This window comes from Psychrobacter sp. H7-1 (assembly GCF_904846585.1).
Lineage (GTDB): Bacteria > Pseudomonadota > Gammaproteobacteria > Pseudomonadales > Moraxellaceae > Psychrobacter > Psychrobacter raelei.
The window spans coordinates 1-26249 of the sequence record NZ_CAJHBH010000023.1 but is presented as its reverse complement, the minus strand read 5'-3'; the positions used below and the strand labels follow the sequence as shown (position 1 = coordinate 26249).

General features: G+C 44.7%; 25 protein-coding genes. 10 read left to right on the top strand and 15 right to left on the bottom strand.

All coding sequences use genetic code 11. From position 1 onward, the window contains the following. Positions 1 to 288 precede the first annotated feature (288 nt). The gene (locus tag JMX92_RS08205; protein WP_201545098.1) at positions 289 to 1971 is read left to right on the top strand and encodes an AMP-binding protein; all 1683 of its coding nucleotides are present in this window, start codon (positions 289 to 291) and stop codon (positions 1969 to 1971) included. A gap of 85 nt (positions 1972 to 2056) precedes the next feature. Here the strand turns inward: JMX92_RS08205 and JMX92_RS08200 are convergent, their stop codons facing one another. From JMX92_RS08200 to JMX92_RS08180, 5 genes are all read right to left on the bottom strand, one after another. Beyond that, positions 2057 to 3205 (bottom strand): aminotransferase class V-fold PLP-dependent enzyme, encoded by a 1149-nt coding sequence (locus tag JMX92_RS08200; protein ID WP_201545097.1) that lies wholly within the window; start codon positions 3203 to 3205, stop codon positions 2057 to 2059. Between the two features lie 203 nt (positions 3206 to 3408). Then, on the bottom strand, positions 3409 to 3882 hold the full coding sequence (gene bfr / locus JMX92_RS08195; RefSeq protein ID WP_011961326.1) for a bacterioferritin: 474 nt from the start codon (positions 3880 to 3882) through the stop codon (positions 3409 to 3411). Positions 3883 to 3948: 66 nt separating this feature from the next. Then, positions 3949 to 4428: a bacterioferritin gene (gene bfr / locus JMX92_RS08190; RefSeq protein ID WP_011961327.1), complete on the bottom strand. Its 480-nt coding sequence runs from the start codon at positions 4426 to 4428 to the stop codon at positions 3949 to 3951. A gap of 307 nt (positions 4429 to 4735) precedes the next feature. After that, positions 4736 to 4945, bottom strand: a complete 210-nt coding sequence (locus JMX92_RS08185) for a bacterioferritin-associated ferredoxin (RefSeq protein WP_011961328.1) — start codon at positions 4943 to 4945, stop codon at positions 4736 to 4738. 298 nt (positions 4946 to 5243) lie between these two features. Then, a complete protein-coding gene (locus JMX92_RS08180) occupies positions 5244 to 5885 on the bottom strand; it encodes a thiol:disulfide interchange protein DsbA/DsbL (RefSeq protein ID WP_110817065.1) in 642 nt (213 codons plus the stop codon). 477 nt (positions 5886 to 6362) lie between these two features. Between JMX92_RS08180 and ubiG the strand changes: the two genes are divergently transcribed. The 4 genes from ubiG (at position 6363) to JMX92_RS08160 (ending at position 9297) form a co-directional block, all read left to right on the top strand. After that, positions 6363 to 7151 (top strand): bifunctional 2-polyprenyl-6-hydroxyphenol methylase/3-demethylubiquinol 3-O-methyltransferase UbiG, encoded by a 789-nt coding sequence (ubiG, locus tag JMX92_RS08175; protein ID WP_011961330.1) that lies wholly within the window; start codon positions 6363 to 6365, stop codon positions 7149 to 7151. 81 nt (positions 7152 to 7232) lie between these two features. Next, positions 7233 to 7940, top strand: coding sequence for an HAD family hydrolase (locus JMX92_RS08170; RefSeq protein WP_201545096.1), 708 nt, complete (start codon positions 7233 to 7235; stop codon positions 7938 to 7940). 91 nt (positions 7941 to 8031) lie between these two features. Then, positions 8032 to 8808, top strand: coding sequence for a YciK family oxidoreductase (locus JMX92_RS08165; RefSeq protein WP_201545094.1), 777 nt, complete (start codon positions 8032 to 8034; stop codon positions 8806 to 8808). A gap of 222 nt (positions 8809 to 9030) precedes the next feature. Continuing rightward, a complete protein-coding gene (locus JMX92_RS08160; protein WP_011961333.1) occupies positions 9031 to 9297 on the top strand; it encodes a DksA/TraR family C4-type zinc finger protein in 267 nt (88 codons plus the stop codon). A gap of 181 nt (positions 9298 to 9478) precedes the next feature. Here the strand turns inward: JMX92_RS08160 and ompR are convergent, their stop codons facing one another. Then, positions 9479 to 10225, bottom strand: a complete 747-nt coding sequence (ompR, locus tag JMX92_RS08155) for a two-component system response regulator OmpR (protein WP_011961334.1) — start codon at positions 10223 to 10225, stop codon at positions 9479 to 9481. Between the two features lie 688 nt (positions 10226 to 10913). Here ompR and JMX92_RS08150 point away from each other — a divergent pair. Next, complete coding sequence (locus JMX92_RS08150; protein ID WP_201545129.1) at positions 10914 to 13430, top strand: Tex family protein; 2517 nt, start codon at positions 10914 to 10916, stop codon at positions 13428 to 13430. Between the two features lie 182 nt (positions 13431 to 13612). Here the strand turns inward: JMX92_RS08150 and JMX92_RS08145 are convergent, their stop codons facing one another. Continuing rightward, positions 13613 to 14872: a saccharopine dehydrogenase family protein gene (locus tag JMX92_RS08145; protein WP_201545092.1), complete on the bottom strand. Its 1260-nt coding sequence runs from the start codon at positions 14870 to 14872 to the stop codon at positions 13613 to 13615. A 416-nt stretch (positions 14873 to 15288) separates the two neighbouring features. Here JMX92_RS08145 and dapA point away from each other — a divergent pair, with 416 nt between their 5' ends. From dapA to cutA, 4 genes are all read left to right on the top strand, one after another. Then, positions 15289 to 16197, top strand: coding sequence for a 4-hydroxy-tetrahydrodipicolinate synthase (gene dapA / locus JMX92_RS08140; protein WP_201545084.1), 909 nt, complete (start codon positions 15289 to 15291; stop codon positions 16195 to 16197). Positions 16198 to 16353: 156 nt separating this feature from the next. Continuing rightward, positions 16354 to 16719 (top strand): hypothetical protein, encoded by a 366-nt coding sequence (locus JMX92_RS08135; RefSeq protein WP_011961338.1) that lies wholly within the window; start codon positions 16354 to 16356, stop codon positions 16717 to 16719. A 138-nt stretch (positions 16720 to 16857) separates the two neighbouring features. Beyond that, on the top strand, positions 16858 to 17577 hold the full coding sequence (gene purC, locus JMX92_RS08130; protein WP_011961339.1) for a phosphoribosylaminoimidazolesuccinocarboxamide synthase: 720 nt from the start codon (positions 16858 to 16860) through the stop codon (positions 17575 to 17577). Between the two features lie 139 nt (positions 17578 to 17716). Beyond that, positions 17717 to 18028, top strand: a complete 312-nt coding sequence (gene cutA / locus JMX92_RS08125) for a YqfO family protein (protein WP_011961340.1) — start codon at positions 17717 to 17719, stop codon at positions 18026 to 18028. 14 nt (positions 18029 to 18042) lie between these two features. Here the strand turns inward: cutA and yjgA are convergent, their stop codons facing one another. The 8 genes from yjgA to JMX92_RS08085 form a co-directional block, all read right to left on the bottom strand. Continuing rightward, positions 18043 to 18552, bottom strand: a complete 510-nt coding sequence (gene yjgA / locus JMX92_RS08120) for a ribosome biogenesis factor YjgA (protein WP_011961341.1) — start codon at positions 18550 to 18552, stop codon at positions 18043 to 18045. Between the two features lie 169 nt (positions 18553 to 18721). Continuing rightward, the gene (gene rapZ / locus JMX92_RS08115; RefSeq protein ID WP_201545082.1) at positions 18722 to 19669 is read right to left on the bottom strand and encodes an RNase adapter RapZ; all 948 of its coding nucleotides are present in this window, start codon (positions 19667 to 19669) and stop codon (positions 18722 to 18724) included. A 66-nt stretch (positions 19670 to 19735) separates the two neighbouring features. After that, positions 19736 to 20596 carry a pantoate--beta-alanine ligase gene (gene panC, locus JMX92_RS08110; RefSeq protein WP_011961343.1) on the bottom strand — a complete coding sequence of 287 codons (861 nt, stop codon included), beginning with the start codon at positions 20594 to 20596 and terminating at the stop codon, positions 19736 to 19738. Between the two features lie 19 nt (positions 20597 to 20615). Next, complete coding sequence (gene panB / locus JMX92_RS08105) at positions 20616 to 21428, bottom strand: 3-methyl-2-oxobutanoate hydroxymethyltransferase (protein ID WP_011961344.1); 813 nt, start codon at positions 21426 to 21428, stop codon at positions 20616 to 20618. A 74-nt stretch (positions 21429 to 21502) separates the two neighbouring features. After that, on the bottom strand, positions 21503 to 22030 hold the full coding sequence (folK, locus tag JMX92_RS08100; RefSeq protein WP_201545080.1) for a 2-amino-4-hydroxy-6-hydroxymethyldihydropteridine diphosphokinase: 528 nt from the start codon (positions 22028 to 22030) through the stop codon (positions 21503 to 21505). Between the two features lie 36 nt (positions 22031 to 22066). Next, a complete protein-coding gene (gene pcnB, locus JMX92_RS08095) occupies positions 22067 to 24226 on the bottom strand; it encodes a polynucleotide adenylyltransferase PcnB (protein WP_201545077.1) in 2160 nt (719 codons plus the stop codon). Between the two features lie 146 nt (positions 24227 to 24372). After that, positions 24373 to 24969, bottom strand: coding sequence for a rhomboid family intramembrane serine protease (locus JMX92_RS08090; RefSeq protein ID WP_011961347.1), 597 nt, complete (start codon positions 24967 to 24969; stop codon positions 24373 to 24375). Positions 24970 to 25022: 53 nt separating this feature from the next. After that, positions 25023 to 26018 carry a 5'-nucleotidase gene (locus tag JMX92_RS08085; RefSeq protein ID WP_041773363.1) on the bottom strand — a complete coding sequence of 332 codons (996 nt, stop codon included), beginning with the start codon at positions 26016 to 26018 and terminating at the stop codon, positions 25023 to 25025. Positions 26019 to 26249 lie beyond the last annotated feature (231 nt).

Below are 26249 nucleotides of genomic sequence, written 5' to 3'. Positions count from 1 at the left end.
AATAATTAGCTCTTATAAAGAGCTGCGGACTAAAGCGGCAACTCAATCATAAAAAAATTATTTATTAACTTATACTTAGCCGGTATATTGGGTAATACAAATTTGATATTGTTAGTTGACCAACTAATTTGAGTTAACATATACTCACTCATTGTCATCACAATAAAAATGACAAACTATCTGTATCATAAGCTTATTTAGAGGGGTCGTGCAAAGGGTATGCAATGACCGCTTAGACATTCATGCTCAGATACCTAACTCAACATTTCTGATAAAGGACTATCTTTTATGACCGATTATACTACCGGTTTAGGCAAAACCGAGGCCAATCACCAGCCGCTCACGCCCTTACAATTCCTCACTCGCGCCGCTTCGGTCTATCCTCATAAAACCTCTATCATTTATGATGATTTAGTCAACACGCCCATTACCTATACCTGGTCTCAAACCTTTGAGCGCTGCCGTAAATTGGCCCACGCCCTGCGCAAGCTTGGTATTGGCAAAGAAGATACTGTGGCCATTATGGCACCCAATACACCGGCCATGGTGGAAGCCGCTTTTGGAGTACCTATGTCGCAAGGGGTACTGTGTACTCTAAATACGCGTTTAGACATCAATGCCCTCACCTTTTGTTTGCAGCACTCCGAAGCCAAAGTGTTGATCATTGACAGCGAATACGCTCATCATGTAGAGCTTATAGAAGAAACCTTCCCCAACTTAATCCTCATTCACGCCATCGACATGACGCTGCCTGATGTGCCTGCTTTTGGCAAAATGAGCTATGAGGCACTCTTACAAAGCGGTGAATTTGACTCTGATGAGGCAATCAGAGCCTTTGATGGCACCATCTATCCCACCGATGAGTGGGATGCCATTGCTCTCAATTACACTTCAGGTACCACCGGCAAGCCCAAAGGCGTGGTCTATCATCACCGCGGCGCTACTTTGAATGCGCTGTCAAATATTTTAGATTGGGACATGCCCAAGCATACCACCTACTTATGGACCTTACCCTTGTTCCATTGTAACGGTTGGTGTTTTCCTTGGACAGTCGCTGAGCGTGCTGGTATTAACGTCTGCTTACGTCAAATCGATGCCAATTTAATCCTAAAACTGATTGCCAAATATCAGATTACTCATTACTGCGCCGCCCCCATTGTGCATAATATGATAGCAGCAGGTGATAGCCAGCTACAGCAAGCCATTAACCATAATGTGAAAGGCTTTGTGGCCGGTGCGCCGCCTTCTGAAGCCATGCTCGAGAAGATGGAGGCGATGAACTTTAATGTCACTCATGTGTATGGTCTCACTGAGGTCTACGGGCCGGTGACCATCTGTGCTGAGCATGATGAATGGCAACAGCTTTCGGTGTCAGAACGTGCTGCCAAAAAATCGCGTCAAGGTGTGGTGTCACACTTAATGAGCGGCTTTGAGGTATTCAAACAAGGCACCACCGAGCCGGTTGCTGCTGATGCAACTGAGATGGGCGAGCTGGCCTTAAAGGGCAACATGGTTATGAAAGGCTATTTAAAAAACCCCAAAGCGACCAAAGAGGCGTTTGCAGGCAGCTGGTTCCGTACCGGTGACTTGGGCGTCAAATACCCAGATGGCTATATCAAAATTATGGATCGCCTAAAAGATATCATTATCTCAGGAGGCGAGAACATCTCAAGTATTGAGATTGAAAACACCTTATACAAAATGCCTGAGGTGAGTAGCTGCGGCGTGGTGGCAGCCTCCAATGATAAGTGGGGAGAGGTGCCTGTGGCCTTCATCGAAATAGCTGAGGGCGCAACTTTGACCCGTGATCAGGTTATTGAGCATTGTCGTCATCATCTGGCTAAGTTTAAAGTGCCCAAACATGTGATTTTCTGTGAAATTCCTAAAACCAGCACCGGAAAAATCCAAAAGTTTGAGCTGCGTAATGCCGCCCAATCTATGGCCAATGAAGAGCCCAAGGTAAAGTCTTAGGCAGTATCCATACTTTATAGCCGCTATAAAAAACGCCAACGAGGAATGATTCGCTGGCGTTTTTTTAACTCTTACAATCAGCCAATTAAGCAGCAGGCTGCACCTTATCTAGCACTTGCTTAAAGCGCGCCACTGCCCCATCAATATCGATCAATTTATCTAAGCCAAACAGACCTAAGCGGAAGGTCTTAAAGCCATCAGGCTCACCCACTTGTAGCGGCACACCGGCGGCAATTTGCATACCTTGAGCAGCAAAAGCACGGCCTTTGTGCATCTCTTCATCTTGGGTGTAGCACACCACCACACCTGGCGCTTGATAGCCTTCGGCAGCAACGCTTTGGATACCGCGGTCTTCTAGCAAGTCGCGGATACGATTGCCAAGCTCCCACTGCGCCTGCTTTAATTCCTCAAAACCGATTTCTTTGGCTTCTAGCATCACATCACGGAACATACGTAGGCCATCGGTGGGCATAGTGGCATGATAGGCATGTCCACCATTTTCATAGGCACGCATGATATTAAGCCACTGCTTTAAGTCTAAGCTAAAGCTGTCAGACTCAGTCGCCTCTACTTGGGAGACCGCATTTTCGCTGAGCATAACAAGACCGGCACAAGGGGTACTACTCCACCCTTTTTGCGGCGCAGAAACCAGAACATCAATACCTAACTGCTTCATATCTAACCAGATACAGCCTGAAGCAATACAGTCGATAACCAGTAATCCACCCACACTATGTACAGCCTCTGCTAACTGCTTGATGTAGTCATCAGATAAAATCATACCTGAGGCGGTCTCAACATGCGGCGCAAATACCACAGCAGGCTTTTTGTCTTTAATGGCAGCCACAGCGTCTTCGATGGCCACAGGTGCAAATGGATTGGGCGCGCCTTGTTCTGACTCACCCTCTACTTGCTGGGCCTTTAGCGCTTCTACAGATTTGGCAATTTTGCCTTTTTCTAAAATCTGGGTCCAGCGATAACTAAACCAGCCATTGCGTATCACCAAACAGTCTTTGTCTGTGGCCAATTGGCGGGCAATCGCTTCCATAGCATAGGTGCCTGAGCCTGGCACAATGGCCACAGCATCGGCGGCATAAACTTGCTTTAGATTGCTGGATAAGTCAGTCATGACTTGCTGAAATACTTTTGACATGTGGTTTAAAGCACGATCGGTATAAACTACTGAATACTCTAACAAACCATCAGGATCAACATCGGAACGTAATGCAGGCATAGCTACTCCTATTTTTTATTAAAATCATACTTGGGGGGTGACACTAGTTATACCACAAATACTACCTTGCGTTTTTAGTATAGCTGGAACCTGCTGATGAGTACAACTTAACTCATGACTGAGCGGAATTAACAAAAAAAAGACCCACTTATGAGTAAGCGGGTCTTTGGCAAAGATTACAAAGGTAATAGCGAGATAACGTATTACTCATCTTCGATTTTGGCTTGGATATAATTCTCAATACCCATAGCTTCAATCAAGTCTTTTTGAGTATCTAACCAATCCACATAATCTTCATTACCGTCTTTTAGATCCAGTAGCAGCTTGCGAGACACGTAATCTTGCTTTTGCTCACACAGTGTAATTGATTCGGTAATAGTATCAAATTTTTGATTTTCTAAAAGTACGTTGCACTCAATCATCTCGGCCACATCTTCACCGATGAACAGCTTGCCATAATCTTGCAAATTAGGCAGACCTTCTAGTAATAAGATGCGTTCAATCAGCGCATCTGACCATTTCATCTCAGCGATAGATTGTTTATAAAACGCCTCATTTAACTCTTCAATACCCCAGTTTTTGGCAATACGGGCATGCAAAAAATACTGGTTGATTGCGATTAATGACTGGCCAAGCACCTTGTTTAAGGCACGAATAACGTCTTTGTCACCCTGCATAACTTTCTCCTAATCCTGCTGTTGACTTCATGGCGGCTAAAATTGTGTACTCATAGCAAATGAGGCTTATTCTGAAATCTCGCCCATTTGGCTCTGTAAGTAGTTTGGTAGACCTACCATGTCAATCAATCGAAGCTGCTGCTCTAACCAGTGCGCATGATCTTCTTCAGTATCCTCTAACTGAGCCACCAAAATATCACGGGTGACATAGTCGTGCTCTTGTTCACACAGCGCGATGCCCTGTTTTAGATGTTGCTGTACTTTGTATTCTAGCTCTAAGTCTAGCTTCAGCATCTCAGGTACTGTGCTACCTATATTGATAGGATCTACAGTCATGTTAGGTTTGCCACCTAGCATTAATAGACGGCGGATAATGGCTTGGGCATGTAAGGTTTCATCTTCCATTTCATGATGAATACGATCATATAACTTACCGTAATGCCATTCACCATACATCTCTGAATGGATAAAGTATTGATCGCGGGCCCCTAACTCACCCCCGAGCAAGAAGTTTAAGTAATCAATGACTTTTTGGCTGCCTTTCATGGTAGTTACCTTTTATTTAACGTTTTATTGATAAGTGACGCCCTATCATTTGCAATGTGGCTACGTCTTTAAACCCATAACTCTTTGTATAACCATAACTCTTTGTATAAATAATATAGTAGCAAATTCACAGTATTAAGACAGTTGTTTTTAGAACTGAGAATGGAGGGACAAATGCAAATGAGAACGTATCAAACAAAAAAAAGTGAACCTGAATTTATCATGGCTCACTTTCACTATATTGTCTTTTATATTGTATCTACGCTTTAGGCTGTTTTACTTTTAATCCACTAAGGTTAAAGGCAAGCTAAACGGCATAAGCCAATTGACTTACCAATTCACTATCGTAGCTCATGGCATGATGCTCTTCTAGGTAGTCGTTGACCATAGGCTCACAGCAGCCGCAGCAAGTAGCCACATCTAAGGCCTCTTTTAAGGCATCCATAGAGTCCACGCCCGAAGCAAGTGCCGCTTTAATTTGGCGGTCCTTAACATTATTGCATATGCAAACGATCATTTTGATACCCTCAGTTATTGGCTTGCCAAAGCACCTAAGATTAGTAAGTTACTGCTTATGATAACGATAATAATTCTTATTCACAACAGTTATTTTTATCTAATTCGCCATATTTACAAAAAAATTAACTTCAGAAAAACTTGATTAACGCCACTATTTGCATTAGTGATAACAGCTAAAAATTACCTATCTATATAGCTTTTAGCCAAAAAAAAAGACTGAGCTTAAGCTCAGTCTTAATTGTCTTAGGATAATAAGTAGCGGTAATCAAAAATTAAACCACGACATAAAAGCTTGGCTATTTACCCGCTTTCATATCCATACGTACTTTTTTGACTAAGTAATCCACCACTTTTGGCACCTTACCATCTTCACCTTGTACCACGTATTTACCATGTACCACTACCGCAGGCACACCAGTAATTTGATAACGCATAGCACCTGCTTTAGAGCGCGCTACTTTGGTACTTACCGCAAATGAATTGTATAGCTTGTTAAACTCTTTTTGGTCTAAGCCTTGGCTGGCATACCATTTAGATAAAGAAGCTTGATCAAACAGACGCTTGTTGTCTTTATGGATGGCATCAAATAGCTTAGTGTGAGTTTGCGGTAGATATCCCATAAGTTGAGCGGCATAGAATCCTCGGGCATTTGTTTCCCACATAGGATTAAGCGCAGCAGGCGACTGCATGAAGATGACGTCGCTTGGCTTGTTTTTCGCCCATTTAAGCATATAAGGGTCTAGATTGTAACAATGAGGGCAACCGTACCAGAAGAACTCGCGTACGATAATGTTGTCACCGCTGATGGTTTCGGGATTGTCCAATACTATATAGTCTTTACCGGCCACATAATCTGCAGCAAATGCTGGCATAGAAGCCAAACCAACGGCAGCAGCTAAAGAGGCCAAAGCAAAACCTCGTTGAGAATAAAACTTCATCGTAATTCCTTAAGAATATTTAGGAGGTGATTGGGGTCTATATTATAAGTGGCTTGTATTCAACATAGAGCTTACAGCGACAGCGAGTTCAAACAACCCTGATCTTGATATCTTTAGTAGATTGTCGCCTGCTACTTTACTTTTTTTAAGATTGCCTATGATACCGCATTTGCCCAGTCTGTGTGAACCGTCAGCATTGCTAAAACCTTAACCAATGGTTAAATAAGCGTTAGTAATTCTCATTTAGATCTTATATTGTGATTTTTTTCAGCCAACAACCTTAAAATAATGGCGTAGTCATCGTAGCAAAATATTATCAAAGATGCCCTATTTTATGAAGCATGGTAAGATAGGATTTACGAAGCATGGTAAGATAGACCATCTCATAATAAGGCATTTTAAGCCCAGTATCGGTTATCAGCCTTATATTATCTTCCCCTATTAACCCCCCTAATATTTTAAGGTTTAGGACAGCTCATGACTCAGACCCATACCGACGCAACCTCTAACACTGCTGCCACTGATAATACCGCCTCTAACCTGGGTAATAATGTTGATATGAGTGAAGTGGGTAAATTTACTCAACTCGCCAGCCAATGGTGGGACAAACAAGGTCCTTTTGCAACCTTGCATCAGATTAACCCGCTTCGTTTGAACTGGATAGAAGAGAACGTCATTCGTTACACAGGCACAGGGCTCACCGGAAAAACAGTATTGGATGTGGGCTGTGGCGGCGGTATCTTAACCGAATCTATGGCCCGCCGAGGCGCTGATGCCACCGGTGTGGACTTGGGACTTGAAAATCTACAGGCCGCGACCATACATGCTGAGCAAAGCGGCTTAACCGACCGCCTAAGATACAAGCACATTGCTATTGAACAATTGGCCGCTGAGCAGCCACAGAGCTATGATGTCATCACTTGTATGGAGATGCTAGAGCACGTACCTGACCCCAGCCAAATCGTGCAAGCCTGCTATGATTTACTAAAACCGGGCGGGGTGTGTGTGCTATCGACCATTAACCGCAATCCTAAGTCTTATCTGTTCGCCATTATTGGTGCTGAATATGTGCTGCGTCTACTTGACCGTGGTACCCACGATTATGCCAAATTCATCACGCCTGCTGAGTTAGATAAGATGGCAATTAATGCCGGCTTCAACCGTCAAGACTTAATCGGTCTACACTACAACCCCATCACCAAACGCTACTGGTTAGCACAGAATGTTGATGTCAACTACATGATGGCCGTCGTAAAACCCGCTTAATTGCCCATTTAGCGCTCTATTTAATGGGCCACTGAGCTTAAGTTTAGCGTTATAAACACACCTTTTAAAAAGTACAACATTATGTCAACAAATTATGTCAAAGCCGTCTTATTTGATTTAGATGGTACTCTCATTGATACCGCTGCTGACTTTATCCGTATTATCAAGCGTATGTCAGAGCAAAATGGCTGGCAAGTACCACCAAGTCAAGCCATCCGTGAGCAAGTGTCGGCCGGTGCAGGTGCTATGGTGAGCCTGATGCTCAAGCACAATGAGCAGCCGCTTACTGAAGGGCAGATTCAGCACTACCGCCAGCAATTTTTGGATGAGTATGAGGCCGATATCTGTGTTGATAGCCAGGTGTTTACAGAGCTTGAGCCACTGCTAAGCTTTTATGAAAAAAGCGGCATTCCTTGGGGAATTGTCACCAATAAGCCGCGCTATTTGGCCACCAAATTATTACAAAGCCTTGCTCTCGATGAGCGCTGCTCAGTGCTGGTCTGCCCCGATGATGTGAGCAATACCAAGCCCGACCCTGAGCCTATGTATTTGGCATTAGAGAAGTTAGAATTGCCACGCGGTATTGCCAACAGTGTGATTTATATCGGAGATCATATCCGTGATGTGCAAGCAGGTAGTGCAGCAGGCATGACGACGGTTCTGGCCAGCTATGGCTATATCCCGCCAGAGGACCAAGATGACTTGGAAGCTTGGGGCGCCGATTATATTGCCGACACGCCCAAGGCCTTGGTGAAACTACTGCGCTCAAAGCAGTTTGATTATTTATAACTTAGTACTTATAACTTAGTATTTATCACTTAACAGTTATCCCTTAGTATTTACCATTTAATAAAACCTCTACCAAAATAGTAGTGACCTTATGACTCAACCTGTTTTAACTCATGAAGCGATACGCACCTTTAACCCTGAGCCCAATTGTCTAGAGGGTAAAACCATCTTAGTCACTGGCGCCGGTGACGGCATTGGCTGCGTGGCTGCTTTAACCTATGCCAAATATGGCGCCACTGTATTACTGCTTGGCAAAACGTTAAGCAAGCTTGAGGCGGTCTATGATGAAATAGAAGCCGCTGGTGGTAAGCAGCCAGCCATCATGCCGATGAACCTAGAATCAGCCAGCTATAGCGATATGCAGCAATTGGCCAATCTCATCCAAAGTGAGATTGGTACGCTGCATGGCGTGTTACACAATGCTGGTATATTGGGTGCCCTAACCCCGCTTGAGATGTATGATGTGGTGACCTTCGAGCAGGTAATGCGAGTGAATACCACCGCCACCTTTATGCTCACTCAAGTGCTTATGCCCTTGGTCAAATCTGTAGATAACGGCTCATTTGTGTTCACAAGCAGCTCAGTGGGTACGCATCCTCGCGCATTCTGGGGCGCGTATGCCTTATCAAAACAGGCGGTGGAAGGCATGAGTGACATATTCACTCAAGAAACCCAAAATACCACCAGCCTACGCTTTAACTGTATCAATCCTGGCGCCACCCGCACCAACATGCGCGCCCATGCCTTTCCCGGCGAGAACCCTATGTCATTAAAGACCGCTGAGGATTTAATGCCGGCATATGTCTGCTTAATGAGCGATGCCAGTATTGGGGTTAGAGGTCAAGTTATTGCATTACAACCTAAATAAAGCTGACACCTGCTAACTGTGTTTTAAACCAGTGCCCTGTCATCAAGGCTAAGTACATCAGGTCGCCTAACTCGTATAGGTGGCCTTTTTTTGTGATATTTTTGTGCTATGCGTGTTACCAATCCTATTTACTCTGGCTTGATAACAGGCGGCTTGAGCCTCATATATCAAGGATAGCGCCCTGATTACCGGGTGCATCTGCATAATAAAAAGGAGTCAATTATGGCCGGAGGATGGGCGCGTGATGGCGCAGAACACGAACAAATGGACGCCACAGTGAATGATGCTCTAGAGCGGGCTCGCAGGGCGCTGCCAAGTGGTGAAAGCCTGCTGTATTGTGATGAGTGTGGAGAAAAAATACCCAAAGCACGTAGGCTAGCGCTGCCTGGTGTCGAGCACTGCGTAAAATGCCAAAGTGAAATAGAAGCTCATAGCAAGAGCCAAGAGCTGTATAACCGCCGTGGTAGTAAAGACAGCCAGCTACGTTAGCCAAGCAGACAATAAAAAAGGCGCTTAGTCCCAAGGACTAAGCGCCTTTTTTATTGTCTTGTGTCTTTGATGAGCCATGTCTTATTAGATGTGTTAATCGTTAAAAAGGAGTATTGTCACCTATCAACACCCTAACAAATACCTACTAATAAATACCTACTAATAAATACCTACATGCAGGCTAGGCCTCTTCTTCATCAGGAACAAATACGTACCCCACACCCCAGACTGTCTGGATATAACGAGCCTGTGAAGGATTATCTTCGATCAGGCGGCGTAGACGCGATACCTGCACATCGATTGAGCGCTCCATAGCACCCCACTCTCTGCCACGTGCTAAATTCATCAGCTTATCACGCGTGAGTGGCTCTCGAGGGTGCTGTACTAAAGCTTTCAATACCGAAAACTCACCTGTGGTCAAGGTGACCACATTACCATCACGTTTTAAAGTTCGAGTAGATAAATCAAGCGTCCATGGGCCAAACTCCACCACCTCCACTTGCTGCGAAGGCGCGCCAGGCAGCTCACGGCTGTGACGACGCAGAACCGCTTTGATACGGGCCAGCAACTCTTTTGGGTTAAAAGGCTTAGGCAAATAGTCGTCAGCACCCGCCTCAAGGCCAGCAATACGATCACTGTCTGAGCCTTTTGCAGTGAGCATAATAATAGGGATATCACTGTTCTCTTCACGCAGGCGCTTACAGATAGCAATGCCATCTTCACCGGGTAGCATTAAGTCTAATACCACCAAGGAGAATAACTCGCGCTGCATCAGTTTATCCATTTGGCTGCCATCATGGGCGGTACGCACCACGAAGCCATCATCTTCTAAAAAGCGCTGTAGCAAAGAGCGTAAACGGGCATCATCATCGACCACCAAGATACGGTGGGTTAAACTGTCGGTATTGTTGATTTTATTGTCTGACATACTAGGCGTCCTATTGTTATTTTATTTAATATGGCTTAATTATACACATTTAGCGCTAAAGCTTATGGCGCAAGTTTAGCAAATCACGATTAAAGCGTATTTTTGATAAAAGGGCTATCACTCATTATTATAAATTGATTATAAAGGGGCAATGGTTTTAAAGGGTACTACTTATTCGCTTAAATTATTATAAGAGACTCATTATTTATATGGGAGTGTTTGGGCTATTTATCAATCTTTTTATTCCCTATCCCTTATTGTCCGGTATTTATTATTATTTTAAGCGTCTTTTAAATCCTATACAGCAGCGCTTTATCTGCTTGTCATTTATGCGGCTGCTAGTTATCTGGTTGCTGTTTATGCGTGGCTGACACAGGTTTATTTTAGCGCAGTTACGTTTGTCTGATAATGACGGTGCTTTTAATAAACCATCTTTAGACGATATAGTATCTGTATTTAATGACACCAAGCGTCGGCTTTTATTACCCACATAAAGCAGATAAACTGTAGTAATTAATTAGTGTATAAGATTACGCAAGAAATTACACACTTATTACATAGTAATGCTGTATGTGTTTGTTAATTTAAGCAGACAAAATCACATAAATAAACATTAATAAGCAAAACCATTTTTATTATCTCAGCTTTTGCTATAATGCCAACCACATTTCTTAACTTCGATACGGATATGAACCAAACCGATACTACAACTGCCAACACCCCTACCAGCCAAAGCAGCAGCAATTTGCCGGCTGATGTCATTGCCAACATCCATAATAAGCTTGCAAAAGAGCTGGGTATTAAGCCTGCGCAAGTCGATGCGTTTGTTAAGCTTTACGACGAAGGTGCTACGGTGCCGTTCATCGCTCGTTATCGTAAAGAAAAAACACAAGGCTTAGACGACAGCCAATTACGTGCTTTGGAAAAAGGTTTAAACTACGAGCGTGACATGGCCTCACGTCGTGCTAAGATTCTTGAGCTACTGCAAAGCCAAGGTAACTTAACCGAAGCGCTGCAATCTCGAATTGAGCAGGCCACCTCTAAGCTTGAATTAGAAGACATCTACCTGCCTTATCGCCCTCGCCGCCGCTCATTGGCTGCTAAAGCCCGTGCTGCAGGTCTGGATAAGGTTGCTAAAACTCTACTCAATAATGAAGTCACGCCACTTGACGCCCTAAGCGATTACAGTCTGCCTGAGACTATCACTGATGATACCGGCGCTGAGATTGACGTTGATTTTTCAGATACCGAAAAACAATTAGCCGGCGTGGAAGCCATTATCATCGATGGCTGGACCCAAGAGCTTGAGCTACTTGATAACTTACGTAGCGGTTTTGCTAAAACTGCCACTATCAATTCAAGCCTAGCTTCTGATGAAAAACGTGAGGTGGGTGAGAAGTTCGCTGATTATTTTGAGCATAGCGAAAGCTTAGCACGCCTGCCCAATCATCGCCTGCTTGCGATGCTACGTGGTCGTCAAGAAAATGTATTGGTGCTTAAAGTCGATGGTGAAGATACTCCTTTTGTCGATAAAGTTATCAATAAATTTGAGCTTGAAAATACCAAGCCTCAAGAGCGTCATGACTTTTTAATAACTGCTGCCAACAGCTTGTGGAAGGATAAGTGGCGCCCGCATTTAGAGCACCGCTTATTGACCGAAAAACGTCTGGCCGCAGAAGCTGATGCTATTGATGTCTTCGCCAGTAACTTACAGCACCTATTAATGGCCGCCCCTGCCGGCCGTAAAGTTATTTTAGGTGTGGATCCTGGTATTCGTCATGGTGTAAAAATGGCGGTGATCGATGCACAAGGTCAAGTTATGCAAGATGGCGAAGGTAAGCCGGCCATCGCGACAGTCTATCCATTTGCCCCCGATAACAAAATGGATGAGGCTAAAGCAACTATTGCTCATCTGTTAAAAGACCATCAGGTAGAGCTTGTGGCAATCGGCAATGGCACTGCCAGCCGTGAAACCGATGCCATGATCAAAGAGCTGATTGAAGCCGATGAGACCATCACAGCCAAAGCCGTCGTGGTCAATGAATCAGGCGCTTCTGTGTATTCTGCCAGCGAGCTTGCCAGTGATGAGCTCGCTGATTTAGACGTCTCTATCCGCGGTGCAGTGTCTATCGCCCGCCGTCTACAAGACCCCTTATCAGAGCTGGTTAAAGTTGAGCCAAAAGCCATTGGCGTAGGTCAATATCAGCATGATGTGAACCAAGCTCAGCTGTCTGACAGCTTAGATAAAGTGACGCAAGACTGTGTGAACGCAGTGGGTGTGGATGTCAATACCGCAAGCCCTGCTATCTTAGCCCACATTGCCGGTCTAAACCGTAACGTCGCTCAGCAAATTGTCAACTACCGCAAAGAACATGGTGCATTTACTAACCGCGAGCAACTAAAAGATGTGCCCAGACTTGGGGTAAAAACCTTTGAACAGGCAGCGGGTTTCCTACGCATTCGTGATGGCGAAGAGCCGCTGGATGCTACCGGTGTGCATCCAGAGAGCTATGACTTGGTGAAAGCCATATTAGACAAATCTGGCAAGTCAATTGCTGACGTACTGGGTAATGACAGCCTTATCAATACGCTAAGCACCGATGGTATTGACGCAGCCAACGATGACAACATCAGCATTGCCGCCATCAAACAAGAGCTTGCTAAGCCTGCTCATGACCCTCGCCCTGAGTTCAAAACAGCTCAGTTTAGAGACGACGTAAACAGCGTAAGCGATCTAGAAGAAGGCATGCAGCTTGAAGGCGTGGTTACCAATGTGACTGGTTTTGGCTGCTTCGTGGATGTTGGCGTACATCAAGATGGCTTAGTGCATATCTCTGAGATGGCCAACGACTTTGTTGAAGACCCCATGAACTTGGTTAAACCCGGTGATATCGTCAGCGTTCGCGTTATTTCAATTGATGCCAAACGCAATCGTATCGGCTTTAGCATGAAATCAGAAGATGCCGCTTCGGCCAAACGTGCTACTAGCCCGCAGCGCAGTACTGACAAAAACGCTGAGAATGCTGTGACTAAGCCGGCCAAGGCGCGCAAAAATAGTCGTGCTAAACCTGCCAATAAAGCCGCTCGTACTGCCAATACCCGCAGTGATAAGCCAAAGCCTAGCAAATCTGCTAAGCCCAAAGCTGAAGAGGCTAAAGTAGGCTCACTCGGTGCCTTGCTACAGCAAGCTGGGTTAAAAAAATAACCTAGCATTCATTGCTGCTTTGCAATCAATATCTAAAATCAAATAGAGCCGCCCATTAAACGATACCCCATCAGTTGCACACAACTTGTGGGGTATTTTTATGCGTGACTGTTATAACTATTCATAAATATAACTGTCCATAAAAGCTGATCACAGCTAGCCTAACTGTGATTGACAGCGATTTACAGCACCTCAAATGTGATACCAGCATGCGCCTGTAGACGCTCGATTAATCTTTCGCCCATTGATGAAGCCGGCGTCCAAAACCCACCTGTTATTTCTTGCTTTGAGATATCTTGTAGTAAACAAAGCGCACTTTGAGATAACATCTGGCAAGTGCTGCCGTATCCAGGATCTTTATCTCCGGTTACTTTGGTCAACACCTGCTTGCCATGACTGCCCTCGCCAAAGAAGCGAATATCAAAGTAACCCTCGTCTCGCTCTTGTTTATTTGGACCTTCACCAGATTGTGGTAACAGCTTGTCGTTAATCAAATCACGAGTGGGCTTAAATATCATGCCTGCAGCAAATCCGGCCATACCCGCCACTAAGCCATAACTTAGCAAGCGACCTTTTAGTCCAGATGGCATCCACATCGCCTCATCGTATTTAAAGTCGCGGCCATACTCATAGCCACGTAGCTGATTGCTGCGATGTACCACGCGGGTATTGATAGACTCCATGATAAATGGTGCCAGCCAGCGCTTATTCTGCTCATCCCACTCAGGTACTTTTACACTACTTTGGCGAATATTAGGGCGCTTTGGGTCATCATTTAACACATAAGGGTTGGCCAATAATTTGCGCGCGGCCTTATTGGTACCGACTTCCTGTAATATGGTGGCCATCGAAGCAAACGTACCGCCTGACAGACCGCCTTTGGCTGCTTTGACGCGCATATGAATAGTATGACAAGGCGCGTTTAATGTCTGCTGGGCATAATTTTGGGTAAAAAGCACGCCCAAATCAGAAGGCAGAGAGTCAAAGCCACATGAGTTAACAATGCGAGCGCCCGACGCTTGAGCGGCAGACTGATATTTATCAAGCATGGCTTTGATAAATATAGCCTCACCGGTTAAGTCAACATAATCGGTACCATTGTCCACACAGGCTTTAATTAATGGCTCACCATATTTAAGATAAGGGCCAACTGTTGAGATAATTACGCGGCTTTTAGAGGCCAGCGCATCTAAGCTTTGTGCGTCTTCACTGTCGGCAATTAAAATGGGCAAATTGCTATCGCCCACCTGTTCTTTGACCTGAGTTAACTTATCTTGATTACGTCCGGCGATGGCCCATCTGACTGAGTCGGCTTCATCCTTATTAGCCTGTGATAAAAACTGATGTAAGTAAGCGGCAGTCAATTGACCAACAAAACTGGTGGCACCGTAAAGTATGATGTCATAGGGACGGCTGTCCTGTGAGGCAGTATCAGAGCTCATGTTGCTTCATCCTTTAAAAAATAGGGCATCAATAAAAAAAGGCAAGTGAGCCTTAAAATATGGCTTAAAATGTCCTTTAATTAAACCACACTTGCTTAGCACACAAAACTACAGTTTGTAAGGAGTCACAACAGACAGGTAAGCTAATTGGGTATTTGCCGCATGGGTAAAAAAGAATTCATCTTTTATTCATGTTTTTTATGCCGCTCATGGTATCACTGTGCTACATTTAGACGTAAAATAGCTTGATGATTGCGCAGGCTAGATTGTGCTACACTAATTGACATCAGTATTGCAATTTCAAAACTGTGGGCCACACAGTTTAACCCAACTCAGTTTTACGCCGCTTAGGGTGAGCCAAACGAGTTCAGATAACATTAGTTAAAACAAATTAGTTAAAATAACAAGGCAATATTATGAGTAACCGCTATTCTGACTTTAAAACCCAACTGCAAGGCTCAATGGTTGCCTTAGTAACCCCAATGAAAGCCAATGGCGAAGTAGATTACCCGCGCTTAGCCGATCTGATTGACTGGCAAATTGAACAAGGCACTCACTGCTTGGTTGCCGTAGGTACCACCGGAGAGTCAGCCACGTTATCTATGCAAGAACACAGTGATGTTATCCACTTTTTTGTGAAACACGTAAACGGCCGAGTGCCCGTAATAGCAGGTACTGGTGCCAACAATACTCAAGAGGCAATTCACCTAACCTCTGAGGCAAAAGCGGCCGGCGCCGATTGCGCCCTTTTAGTAGCACCTTATTATAATAAGCCCACTCAAGAGGGGTTATACCAGCACTATAAAGCGATATCTGAGGCTGTAGATATGCCGCAAATGCTTTATAATGTGCCAGGGCGTACTGTGGTCGATATTGCGCAAGAGACCGTAGAGCGTTTGGCAGATTTTGACAACATTGTCGCCATAAAAGATGCCACCGGCTCGGTAGAACGTGGCAAGCTATTAATTGACGCTTTAGGTGATCGTATCGTGGTGTTATCAGGTGATGATGGCACGGCGCTAGAGCTGATGAAACATGGTGCCAAAGGTAATATATCAGTAACGGCTAACATTGTGCCAAAAGCGATGAGTGATGTATTTAGTGCCGCCTTAAAAGGTGACTTTGAAACGGCCAAAAAGGTACATGACAGCATTGAGCCTTTGCACAAACTTATGTTCGTTGAATCAAGCCCCATTCCGGTCAAATATGCTTTAAATAAAATGGGCAAAATTGAGAAAGGCATCCGCTTACCTATGGTGTGGTTAAATGAGAAGTTTCATGACCAAGTGGACGCCGGTTTACGAGCTGCCGGTTTGATTAACTAGATTTAAAGCAATTATACCCATTATTAAGATCAATGGTTACGACCAACCGTTTCAACGCCTGTACTTTGATACATAGTACTTTTGAAGATAAGTGGCTGTTTTATGCCAATTACCCACGCTGGGTTTGCATAAAGCGCCACTGACAAAGGATTTCCCATGCACCAAACCCAACTTTCTAAAACTTCACCAAAGCCGGTTAATGCTGCTCTTAGCACCGCTATACAACTGCTCATTGTCGGTGCGAGTAGTCTGGCTATTCTATCAGGATGCCAAGCCACCAAAGGCGTATTTGGTAAGGTTGATGATGGCAGCTTGGCTTACCAAAAAGCTGAAAAGCTTGATCCAATTCAATTGCCTGCAGACCTAGAAGCAGGCCCATTTGTTCCACTTTATGCCACACCCGCTGTTGGGGTAAATACGCTTGATCTTGAAAATGAGTCTGGTAAACGCTTCGAGCTACCACCGCCTTATCGTCAAGTACTGGGACAAAAATCTGGCGATATTGAGTCTGATTCTAACTAGTCTGATGCTCTAATTTAGTACACTATACCCTGCGTTTATGCGCCCAGTCGCGCGATTGGTTGCACTCACATTACCCTTTTCAACCCCCTCTTAGCTAAGATACTTATCTCACTTAGCTATTTGCATAGGACTTAAATCATGCAGCTTCAAAAACAAGACCTCCTTTACAAAGGCAAAGCCAAATCTGTTTATGAAACAGAGAACTCTGATTATCTGATACTTCATTTCCGTGATGACACCTCAGCTTTTAACGGTGAGCGCATCGAACAGTTAGGCCGTAAAGGACAAGTGAATAACCGCTTCAATGCGTTTATCATGCAAAAGCTTGCTGAAGCCGGTATTGAAACTCATTTTGAAAAACAGCTTTCTGATGATGAAGTATTGGTAAAACGCCTAGAGATGATTCCTGTAGAGTGTGTGGTACGTAACTTTGCTGCCGGCAGCTTAGTACGCCGCTTAGGTCTAGAAGAAGGACAGCCTCTTACACCACCCACTTATGAGCTGTTTTTCAAAGATGATGCGCTAGGCGACCCTATGGTTAACGAATCATTGTCTGTATCTTTAGGCTGGGCGACACCTGAGCAATTAGCAAAAATGAAAGAGCTTACCTTCAAGGTTAATGACGTGCTAAAAGAGCTGTTTGATGCAGGCGGTTTGATGTTGGTTGATTTCAAACTTGAATTTGGTGTGTTCCAAGACCGCATCGTATTAGGGGATGAGTTCTCTCCAGATGGCTGCCGTATTTGGGACAAAGAAACCAAGAAAAAACTAGACAAAGACCGTTTCCGTCAGAGCCTAGGCGATGTTATCGAGTCTTATGAAGAAGTGGCTCAACGTATCGGCGTTCCAATGAACTAAAAATGACTGCTAATGTGTAAAAAAGGCCGACTATGAGTAATTTATAGTCGGCCTTTTTTTCGCCTTGCACTGTGTGGGGGCATCTATAGTTAATAACCCGATTTAAGTCTTATAATAAACCCTTAAGGAGTCTCTATTTATGTACAAACTAACCGTGTTTATACCAGATTCTGATCTACAAGCAGTCAAGGCCGCTTTATTTAAGGCAGGTGCTGGTCATATTGGTAACTACTCTCATTGCTGTTGGCAGGTGCAAGGCACAGGGCAGTTTATGCCCTTATCAGGCAGTCAGCCGCACATCGGTCAGCAAAACCATATAGAGCAAGTAAATGAGTGGCGGGTCGAGATGGTGGTGGCCAAAGATAAGATAACAGCCGTTATAGAGGCTTTAAAGCAGGCGCATCCTTATGAGACGCCCGCTTACGACGTGATAAAGCTAGAGTCGTTTTAGATACGTTAAGCCTACTAAGCTAACTGAGTTAAAATGGCAACCTCTTTGATATAGCTCATTAAATCATCTTCAGATTCTTGCAGCAGCTCATCATCATTCATGTGCTTGGCATACTCAATCCACAATAATAGCTGATAAACGCTGTTGCGCTCAGAGGCTTTAAACTGTTTACCAAACTGTTTGAGAGTGCCTTCATCATGGATGTTTAAGCGGGTGAACCAGCCTTCAATTTTAGCCGCCTGCTCATGACTAAAGCGGATTTGAAATAGAGCATCTACCAAGGCATGACGATCCTCTTCACTGATCAGCTTACCCACACGCTTGATTTGACGATTGCGAGCATTCGCACTGGTTATGTCGGCTAAAGCCATCAATTCTGCCAAAAAATACTCAGTGGTTGGCAGCTTTTTCATCTGTTTTTTTGATAATGCAGCTAAGGGCACAGACAGCTGTTGTAAGCGCTCGTGTGCTTTTTTTAGCTCAGTGCGAGAAACTCGCATATCATGTTCGGACCAATCAATCATAAAACTCTCAAATTATTAATAAATAAACTTGCGCGGCTGGGGCTAAAACGTTCATAGCGCCGCAATTTTCCTAATATTATCACCTGCTATTTTTGCCACTTCGGCAGGCGGTGGTGCTATAGGCGATACTTTTAGCATGTTGTCTTTATGCGATATGAGACCGTATCTTTTAGGCTTTCCAGTGCGCTTTTTCTCTGTGCTTAACCATCACCTTAATCTCACGTGGTAGGCTCTCACTTAATATGCTATATAAGTATTCAGCAAGAAACACTGATCGGTGCTTACCGCCTGTACAGCCTACGGCGACTGTCACTGTGTGACGATTGTTATGCAAAAATTCAGGTAGCCAGCGGTCCAAATAGCGATAGATATCTTGCTTCATCTCTTCAACTTGGGGAAAGTTAGCAAAAAATGCTGCCACTTCGGTATCTTTGCCAGTTTTGACGCGAAGCTGTGGCTCCCAATGCGGATTGGGTAAGATACGCACATCAAACACGAAGTCTGCATCAATAGGCACGCCATATTTAAACCCAAAAGACAAAACATTCACCGTGATTTGATTGTCCGCTCCCACATATTCGCGTACCAACTCTTTTAACTGGTGAATGTTTAGCTGACTGGTATCAATGGTAATATCAGCATTGCCCGATATTGGACGCAGCGTTTCAGTCTCTTTTATGATCGCGCTGGGCAGGTTTTTGATTTCGTAATCATTAACTGCCATTAGAGGATGTACACGGCGGGTAGCAGCAAATCGAGCCACCAATACCGACTCTTGAGCCGTCACATACATAATTCTGACTTTATCAGGCCCATAGCTGTTTAGCAAAGTGTCATATATGGCTGAGAAGCTGGCCGAATCTGCCTTTAAGGTGCGTATGTCTACCCCTAACGCCAGATTAGTAATACCGCCATCTTCGGTAAGCTTATGGGCGGCATCAGAGAGCAAAGACAGCGGCATATTATCAATCACATAATAGCCCAAATCCTCTAAGATATTAAGCACTGACGTTTTGCCCGAACCTGAACGCCCTGAGACGATAAGTACATCCACACCGCCTGTCGAAGGTACTCTTGGTTTTAAGTCAGCAGTTACCACAGACTCATTGGCCGACATAAAGCTTGCTCCCTATTTTATGATACGACAGATAATAACGACCCAAGGTTATCATCGCTTAGGCGCTTAGCCATTCACCTCTTGATTATCGAGTAAGCGCGCCTTGCCAAGCCAGGCTGCTACAGCGATAACCCACTGCTTTTGACCGTAAAAATCCGTAATCTTGCTCAAATCTTGATTGCTAACCTCAAGATAATCCACCCTAAAGCCTGCATTATTTATTTGTGCTATCGTGTCTTCGATTAAGGCCTGTAGCTGTTGATTATTAGCGATAGGGGTATTTTTAAGTTTTTGAGCTAATTTACTCAGGTGTTGATTTAACATCGGTGCAATCTGACGCTCTGTTTCGGTAAGATATTGGTTGCGAGACGATAAAGCTAATCCATCTACTGCCCGCACCAAAGGCGCGCCAATTATTTCAATGTTATAACTTAAGTCACGCACCAATTGCTTAATGATGGCCAATTGCTGATAGTCTTTTTTGCCAAATACTGCCACATTCGGCTGCACGATATTAAACAGCTTAGTCACCACAATGCCGACCCCATCAAAATGTGTAGGACGTGACTTGCCACATAAATACTGGCTGATAGCACCGGCTAATACTTGAGTAGGCGGCGGCATGACAGGATACATCTCCTCCACGCTTGGCGCAAAAATATAATCTACCCCAGCCTCAGTCAGCTTTTGGGTATCGGCCTCAAGCGTGCGTGGATAACTGTCTAAGTCTTCCCCTACACCAAACTGAGTAGGGTTAACAAAGATACTGACCACTACCACATCTGCGTGCTCTTGTGCCAGTTTTACTAAAGAGATATGGCCGTCATGTAAATTACCCATGGTAGGCACTAGGGCGATTTTTTTGTCCGTGCGAAGCGGATGCAACGCTTGCTGAAGATCTTGGATAGCGTTAAATGTGATCGTCATAACTGTTGTCCGAAATTAACTAATTGAACTGATGCTCAGCTTGAGGGTAGCTGCCTTCAATGACTGAGTTATGAAACAAAGCAAAAGCCCCTTCCACACTGCCGGCGTATTCACTTTTTTGATTGCGCTCATCAGTCAAGAAATCATGGACAAAGCGAGCAGTACGCCCGTGGGTCACGCCCAGCATGTCATGCATCACCAGTACTTGACCATCAGTATCCGCACCTGCACCAATGCCAATCACTGGCACGTCCACCGCTTCAGTTACCGCTTTGGCCAAGGAGGCTGGAACACATTCTAACAAGATCAGTGAAGCGCCCGCCGCGACCACAGCATGAACATCGCTCATAAGCTTAGCGGCCGCATCATCGCTTTTACCTTGCACTTTATAGCCACCAAATACGTTTACTGACTGCGGTGTTAACCCCAAATGTACACAGATAGGGGCGCCTGCCTTAGTCAACGTGGTTACCATCTCGCTCAGCTCTGCCCCACCTTCAAGTTTAATAACTTGAGCACCAGCCTGCATCACTTTGCGCGTATTGGCAATGGCATCTTCTACTGTGACATAGCTCATAAAAGGCAGATCAGCTAGGATAAGGGCATGTTTATTGCTACGACTCACATTGCCAGTATGATAAACAATATCCTCTACCGTTACAGGTAAGGTTGAGTCATTACCCTGCACCACCATGCCTAAGCTATCTCCAATTAAGATGGTATCTACTTGAGCATTTTGCATCATTTTTGCAAACATAGCATCATAGCAAGTTAGGCAGCTGAACTTACGACCTTCTTTTTTGTATTTTTTTAAAGTGGATAAAGTAATCATAGAAAGTACCTAGGCAAAATGGGTAAGAACAAAGAAGTGCGCGCTGGTATAGCGGTACTGATTGAAATGAGAGGTTAAGAAGGATTGTCATCCAAACGGGTCAGCCCCGTCCAGTCATGAGCGGGTGCCAAATCAGTTATCAGCTCACCTTGTATCACAAGCTTAGCATTGAGCTCAGCTAAAGGAATAAGCACAAAATTACGCAGCTTAATCCCTGGATGCGGCACAGTTAACGTGCGCGTCGATACACTCTCATCACCATAAAGCAGCACATCCACATCCAAGCTGCGCTCACCCCAGCGGCGTAGGCGTACTCTTTGTGCTTGTTGCTCTAAGTGTTGGCACACTTCTAACAGTTGCTGCGCGCTAAGCGAGGTCTGCAGCTCGACCACAGCATTGATAAAATCTGGCTGATCTTGGGGCCCCATAGGCTTAGAGGCATATAAGGAAGAGGCACGCACTTGCTCAATTTGTGGATGCGCACTTAAGCTGGCTATGGCCTTAGCAATATGCTCACTGGGCGTACCTAGCTCATTGCTTAGATTGCCACCGAGTCCAAGGTAGCAGGTTTTTAAAGCTCGAGACTCAGACAGATTGACCATATTAGTGGTTATCCTCTTCCAAATGCTTAACAAAAGTTACGACTGACTTGTTTCGCTCACACTAAGCATCGAGCTTGGTTGACGACGACGACGTGTGGCAGGAACCCGCTCACTTTTTGCAATTAGACTATTCACATCAAGGGTTGCTGCCGGCTTTGACCGTTTTTTTGCTACTTCCGGCTTAGCCTTTCTGGTTTCGCTATCAACTCTCGTTTCGCTATTAGCGGGTACCTCAACTAATGTCTTAGCAGCTTTACTGTTATTGGCAGGCTCTTCTGCTTTGGCAGACTTAGCGTCGGCAGAAGCGGCGTTGTTAGTAGCTGGTGTTACGTCGGCTTTAGTGGATGACGGCTGAGCGGTAGCGAGCTTAGCCTGCGCTTGTTCAGACTGGCTCATCTCTTGACTGGGTAGACGACGACGGCGCTTGGCAGGTACTGGTTCAGATTTAGGCAATAGCACGGCCTGTGACTGAACTTGAACGGTAGCCTGTGCAGCAGTTGCCTGATCTAGCTTAGCTTCCTGCTTTTGAGGCTCCTGCTTTTGAGAATTCTTGGCTTTAGCAGGTTTAGAGGCAGTCTCGGTGCGACCTGCTGCTTTACTTTCTACCTCATTTTGTACGCTGGTAGCCTGTAACTCTGCCTGCGCCTCAATACCTGGCTGCTGCGGCACTTGTTTGGCCATTTTTTCAGCATTAATAGTAAATAGTGGGCTTGGCTGATTGTGCTTGGGTGACTGCTCACCCACTAAGTTACCTAATGACAGCTTCTCAAGCTGGGCTCTTTCTTCTACATAGCGATCATCTTGAGCAGCGTCTTTTGGCTTAGAATCAAGTGCTGCCTTGTGTTTGGGCACTTTTGGCTTATAGCTAGTGGTGGCCTCAGTATTGGCTTGTGCGTCTATTGGGTTTTGCTCCTCGATGCGATTTCTATTACGGCTACGATTGCGACCTGACTTACCGCTGCCACGGCGCGCATCACCTGCAAAGTTATCAATGGCTTGCTGCTTTTGTTTTTCAGATAGGGTCTGATAAGTCTGCCACCACTCACCCATGCCATTGGTCGACTCAGATAAAGGATTGAGCTCATCATCACACTGCTCACGCAATAATAAAAAGTCGAACGCAGCGCGAAAACGAGGGTGCTCGGCCAACTGTGGGATCTGCTTTACTCTAGGATTGGCAAGCTTGGGCTGCATAACCCAGATATCACGAATAAATTGCTCAGCAAAACGAGGAATGGCTGTTTTTACCCGTTGACGGTCAATGACCTTACTTGCTGCTTGCAATTGTGCATCATGAAAAGGCATGTTTTTCTTTTTAAACTTAGCCAATTGATGCAAATAATTTTCCCACAACAAAGCGGCATAGAAGAACGCTGGATTAATACTTTTGCCCAGAGCAATACGCTTATCGGTATTAATGGCCACTTGATTAACCAATCGCGTGGGCGCTTGTGGTGGATAAATAATCAAATGACGAATGGCACCATATTCAAATAATAAGGGCAATAAAGGGACCAAATAGCCGCCGGTAAACATTTTTTGTGATTCATCATACAGACGGTGCGGAGACACTTGATCTAACAGCGCCCAATTGTCATCATGAAACTGATTGGACAGCTCTTCATCAAACTCAAAACCCAACTTTGCTTTAAAACGTAAGGCACGTAGCAGACGAACGGGGTCTTCTTCAATACGCAAAGGCGCATGACCTAATAATCTTAGGGTCTTATTTTTGATGTCGTCTAAGGCATTGCAAAAATCATGTACCACGCCTTTTAAAGGCTGATAGTACATGGCATTGATAGAAAAATCACGGCGTGCAAAATCTTGCTCAATATCGCCCCAGACGTTATCACGCACAATCATGCCATCACTGGTGGCATGCGCATCTCCCGTTGGTGGCGCACGAAAAGTAGCCACTTCAATCATGTCACGGCCAGAATACACATGCGCCAATTGAAAGCGGCGACCGATAATACGGCAACGTTTGCCAAATAAGTCTTTTACTTCATGCGGTCTGGCATCAGTTACGGCATCAAAATCCTTTGGACTTAAGCCCAAAAGTGTATCGCGAACCCCGCCACCGACAATATAGGCATCAAAACCACCCTTGTTTAAAGTGACAATCACTTCAATAATCGAATTGGGTAAATCCGCCTTACTTAACCCTAACTGCTTGGCTGAACGTTCTGCCATGCATCTACTCCCTACAAACCAACAAAAGCGCTGTATTAACTGCTATCAATTATAAGCAGTAACACTAGGCATATATAAGCGTTAGTGTAACAAATTTTCAAGGCTGCTGCCCAACATACTCAACCTAAGCTACATTAATCAGTCAGTTAGTAAGCCTGACCATAATAATGCTTAGAATTTGCGCCTAATAGCAGTCCAATACACAGACCACCAAAATGAGCAGCAAAAGAAATACCGGCTTGCGGCATTAGCCCCTCTTTAAGAATCAGCCAATAACTGGCACTCATCAGCACACAGGCCAATAGATAGCCCCAACGCCTAGCAAAAAATGCACCACCAACCATATAGCCCAACATAGCAAAAATCAGACCTGAAGCACCAATATGAATCGAAAAAGGAGAGCCGAGCCCCCAAGTCATCAAGCCTGAGCCAATAATGAGCTTAACCATAGTGCGATAAGCATTGCGCTCAAAGATACCAAACAAAAATAAAATCTGCACCAACACCAACGTATTGCCCATCAGATGCGCAAAGCCATCATGCATGGTCCAAGAGGCGGTAATCCCTATCAAGCTACCAAGGCTTAAAGTGCGTGGTACGATACCAAAAGCATTCCAGTAATCAAACAGCACCAACCTATTGATAAAAAACATGCCCCAAATAGGGATCAACATGAAGGCATACAAGCCAAACACTTGCTGAATGCGCTGCCCGACTAATCTAAAGATTCTTTGCCAATTCATAAGTCATGCCGTATCAAAAGTCATAGATGGCGTAAAAGCGTCTCTGTTAACGGCTATTTTTCGGTCAGTTGCCAAGTGTGTGAGTGTAGCTTCGAGGTGGAATGGTATGGTACAAGACCTGAAGGCACATAATTTCTAGCGGCTTCAATATGCTGAATAGAGTCATCAAAGAAAATATGTGGGGCAAAACTCTTAAGAACAGCCGTCTTCTCAAGCCCCCCTAAAAAGAAAGCCATATCAACCGTAACACCCCATTGCCGCAAAGTTTTGATAGCGCGCAAATCAGCGGGCGAATTCCGTGCGGTCACTAGTGCAATCTGAATGGGCTGCTGCGCCTCTAAATTTGGCAATCTTCTTTGCAACACCGACAACTTAATCAGTAAATCTGCATAGGGCCCTTTTTCGATGGGTAAGTCCGCCATCTTAGCCTCTCTATCATGAAAGGCTTTAAGTCCTTTTTGCTTATATAGCAACTCACCTGAATCATCAAATAGTACCGCATCACCATCAAAGGCAATGCGTAATTGATCTGTGTCTAATTTAAAAGTATTAACAGGAGTAGCGTCTAAAATAGCACAAGCGCAGATTTGAGCGTCAGCCACGCTTTGAGCATCCTCACGATTTGTGGTCAAAAACAAATCCACCTTAAAATCTGCAATATAATCCGCCACTTTCGCACCTGAAATAAAGGCGGAACGCGTAATGCACAGACCTCGCTGCCGTATAGCATTCAGCACTCTAATGCCTGTCTCAGGACAGCTTTTTGAAATAATCACCACTTCAACTAAAGGAGCGTTATTTTGATAACTGCTGTCACTGGTATTTTGAGCACATTTATTCAAATTAAGAATGGCTTCAATCAACGGAAAGCCAGCGCCAGTCTCTAATGGCTCATTTTCACGCTCATACATATACTCCCTAAAACTTTGGGCAGCAGTTAGAGGATCTTTTTTAATCAACTGCTCACGATACTGCTCAGATTCATTCAAATCAAAAAGTGCAGTTGCAGAGATTGCAACAATAAGGGTATTAGATAAATCAATGGCCATCTGAGTACTCATAAAGCTTATAAAGATTACTGTATTTTACCACTAATTTCTAAACAACCCCTTTATTGGTATGTTGCACCGCTAATAAAAACCCTCGGCAAATGAAAAAGCCCCCATTCGGATGAATGGGGGCTTTTAGGTATAGGGAGCTGACGATGACCTACTCTCACATGGGCGAACCACACTACCATTGGCGCGACGATGTTTCACTTCTGAGTTCGAGAAGGGATC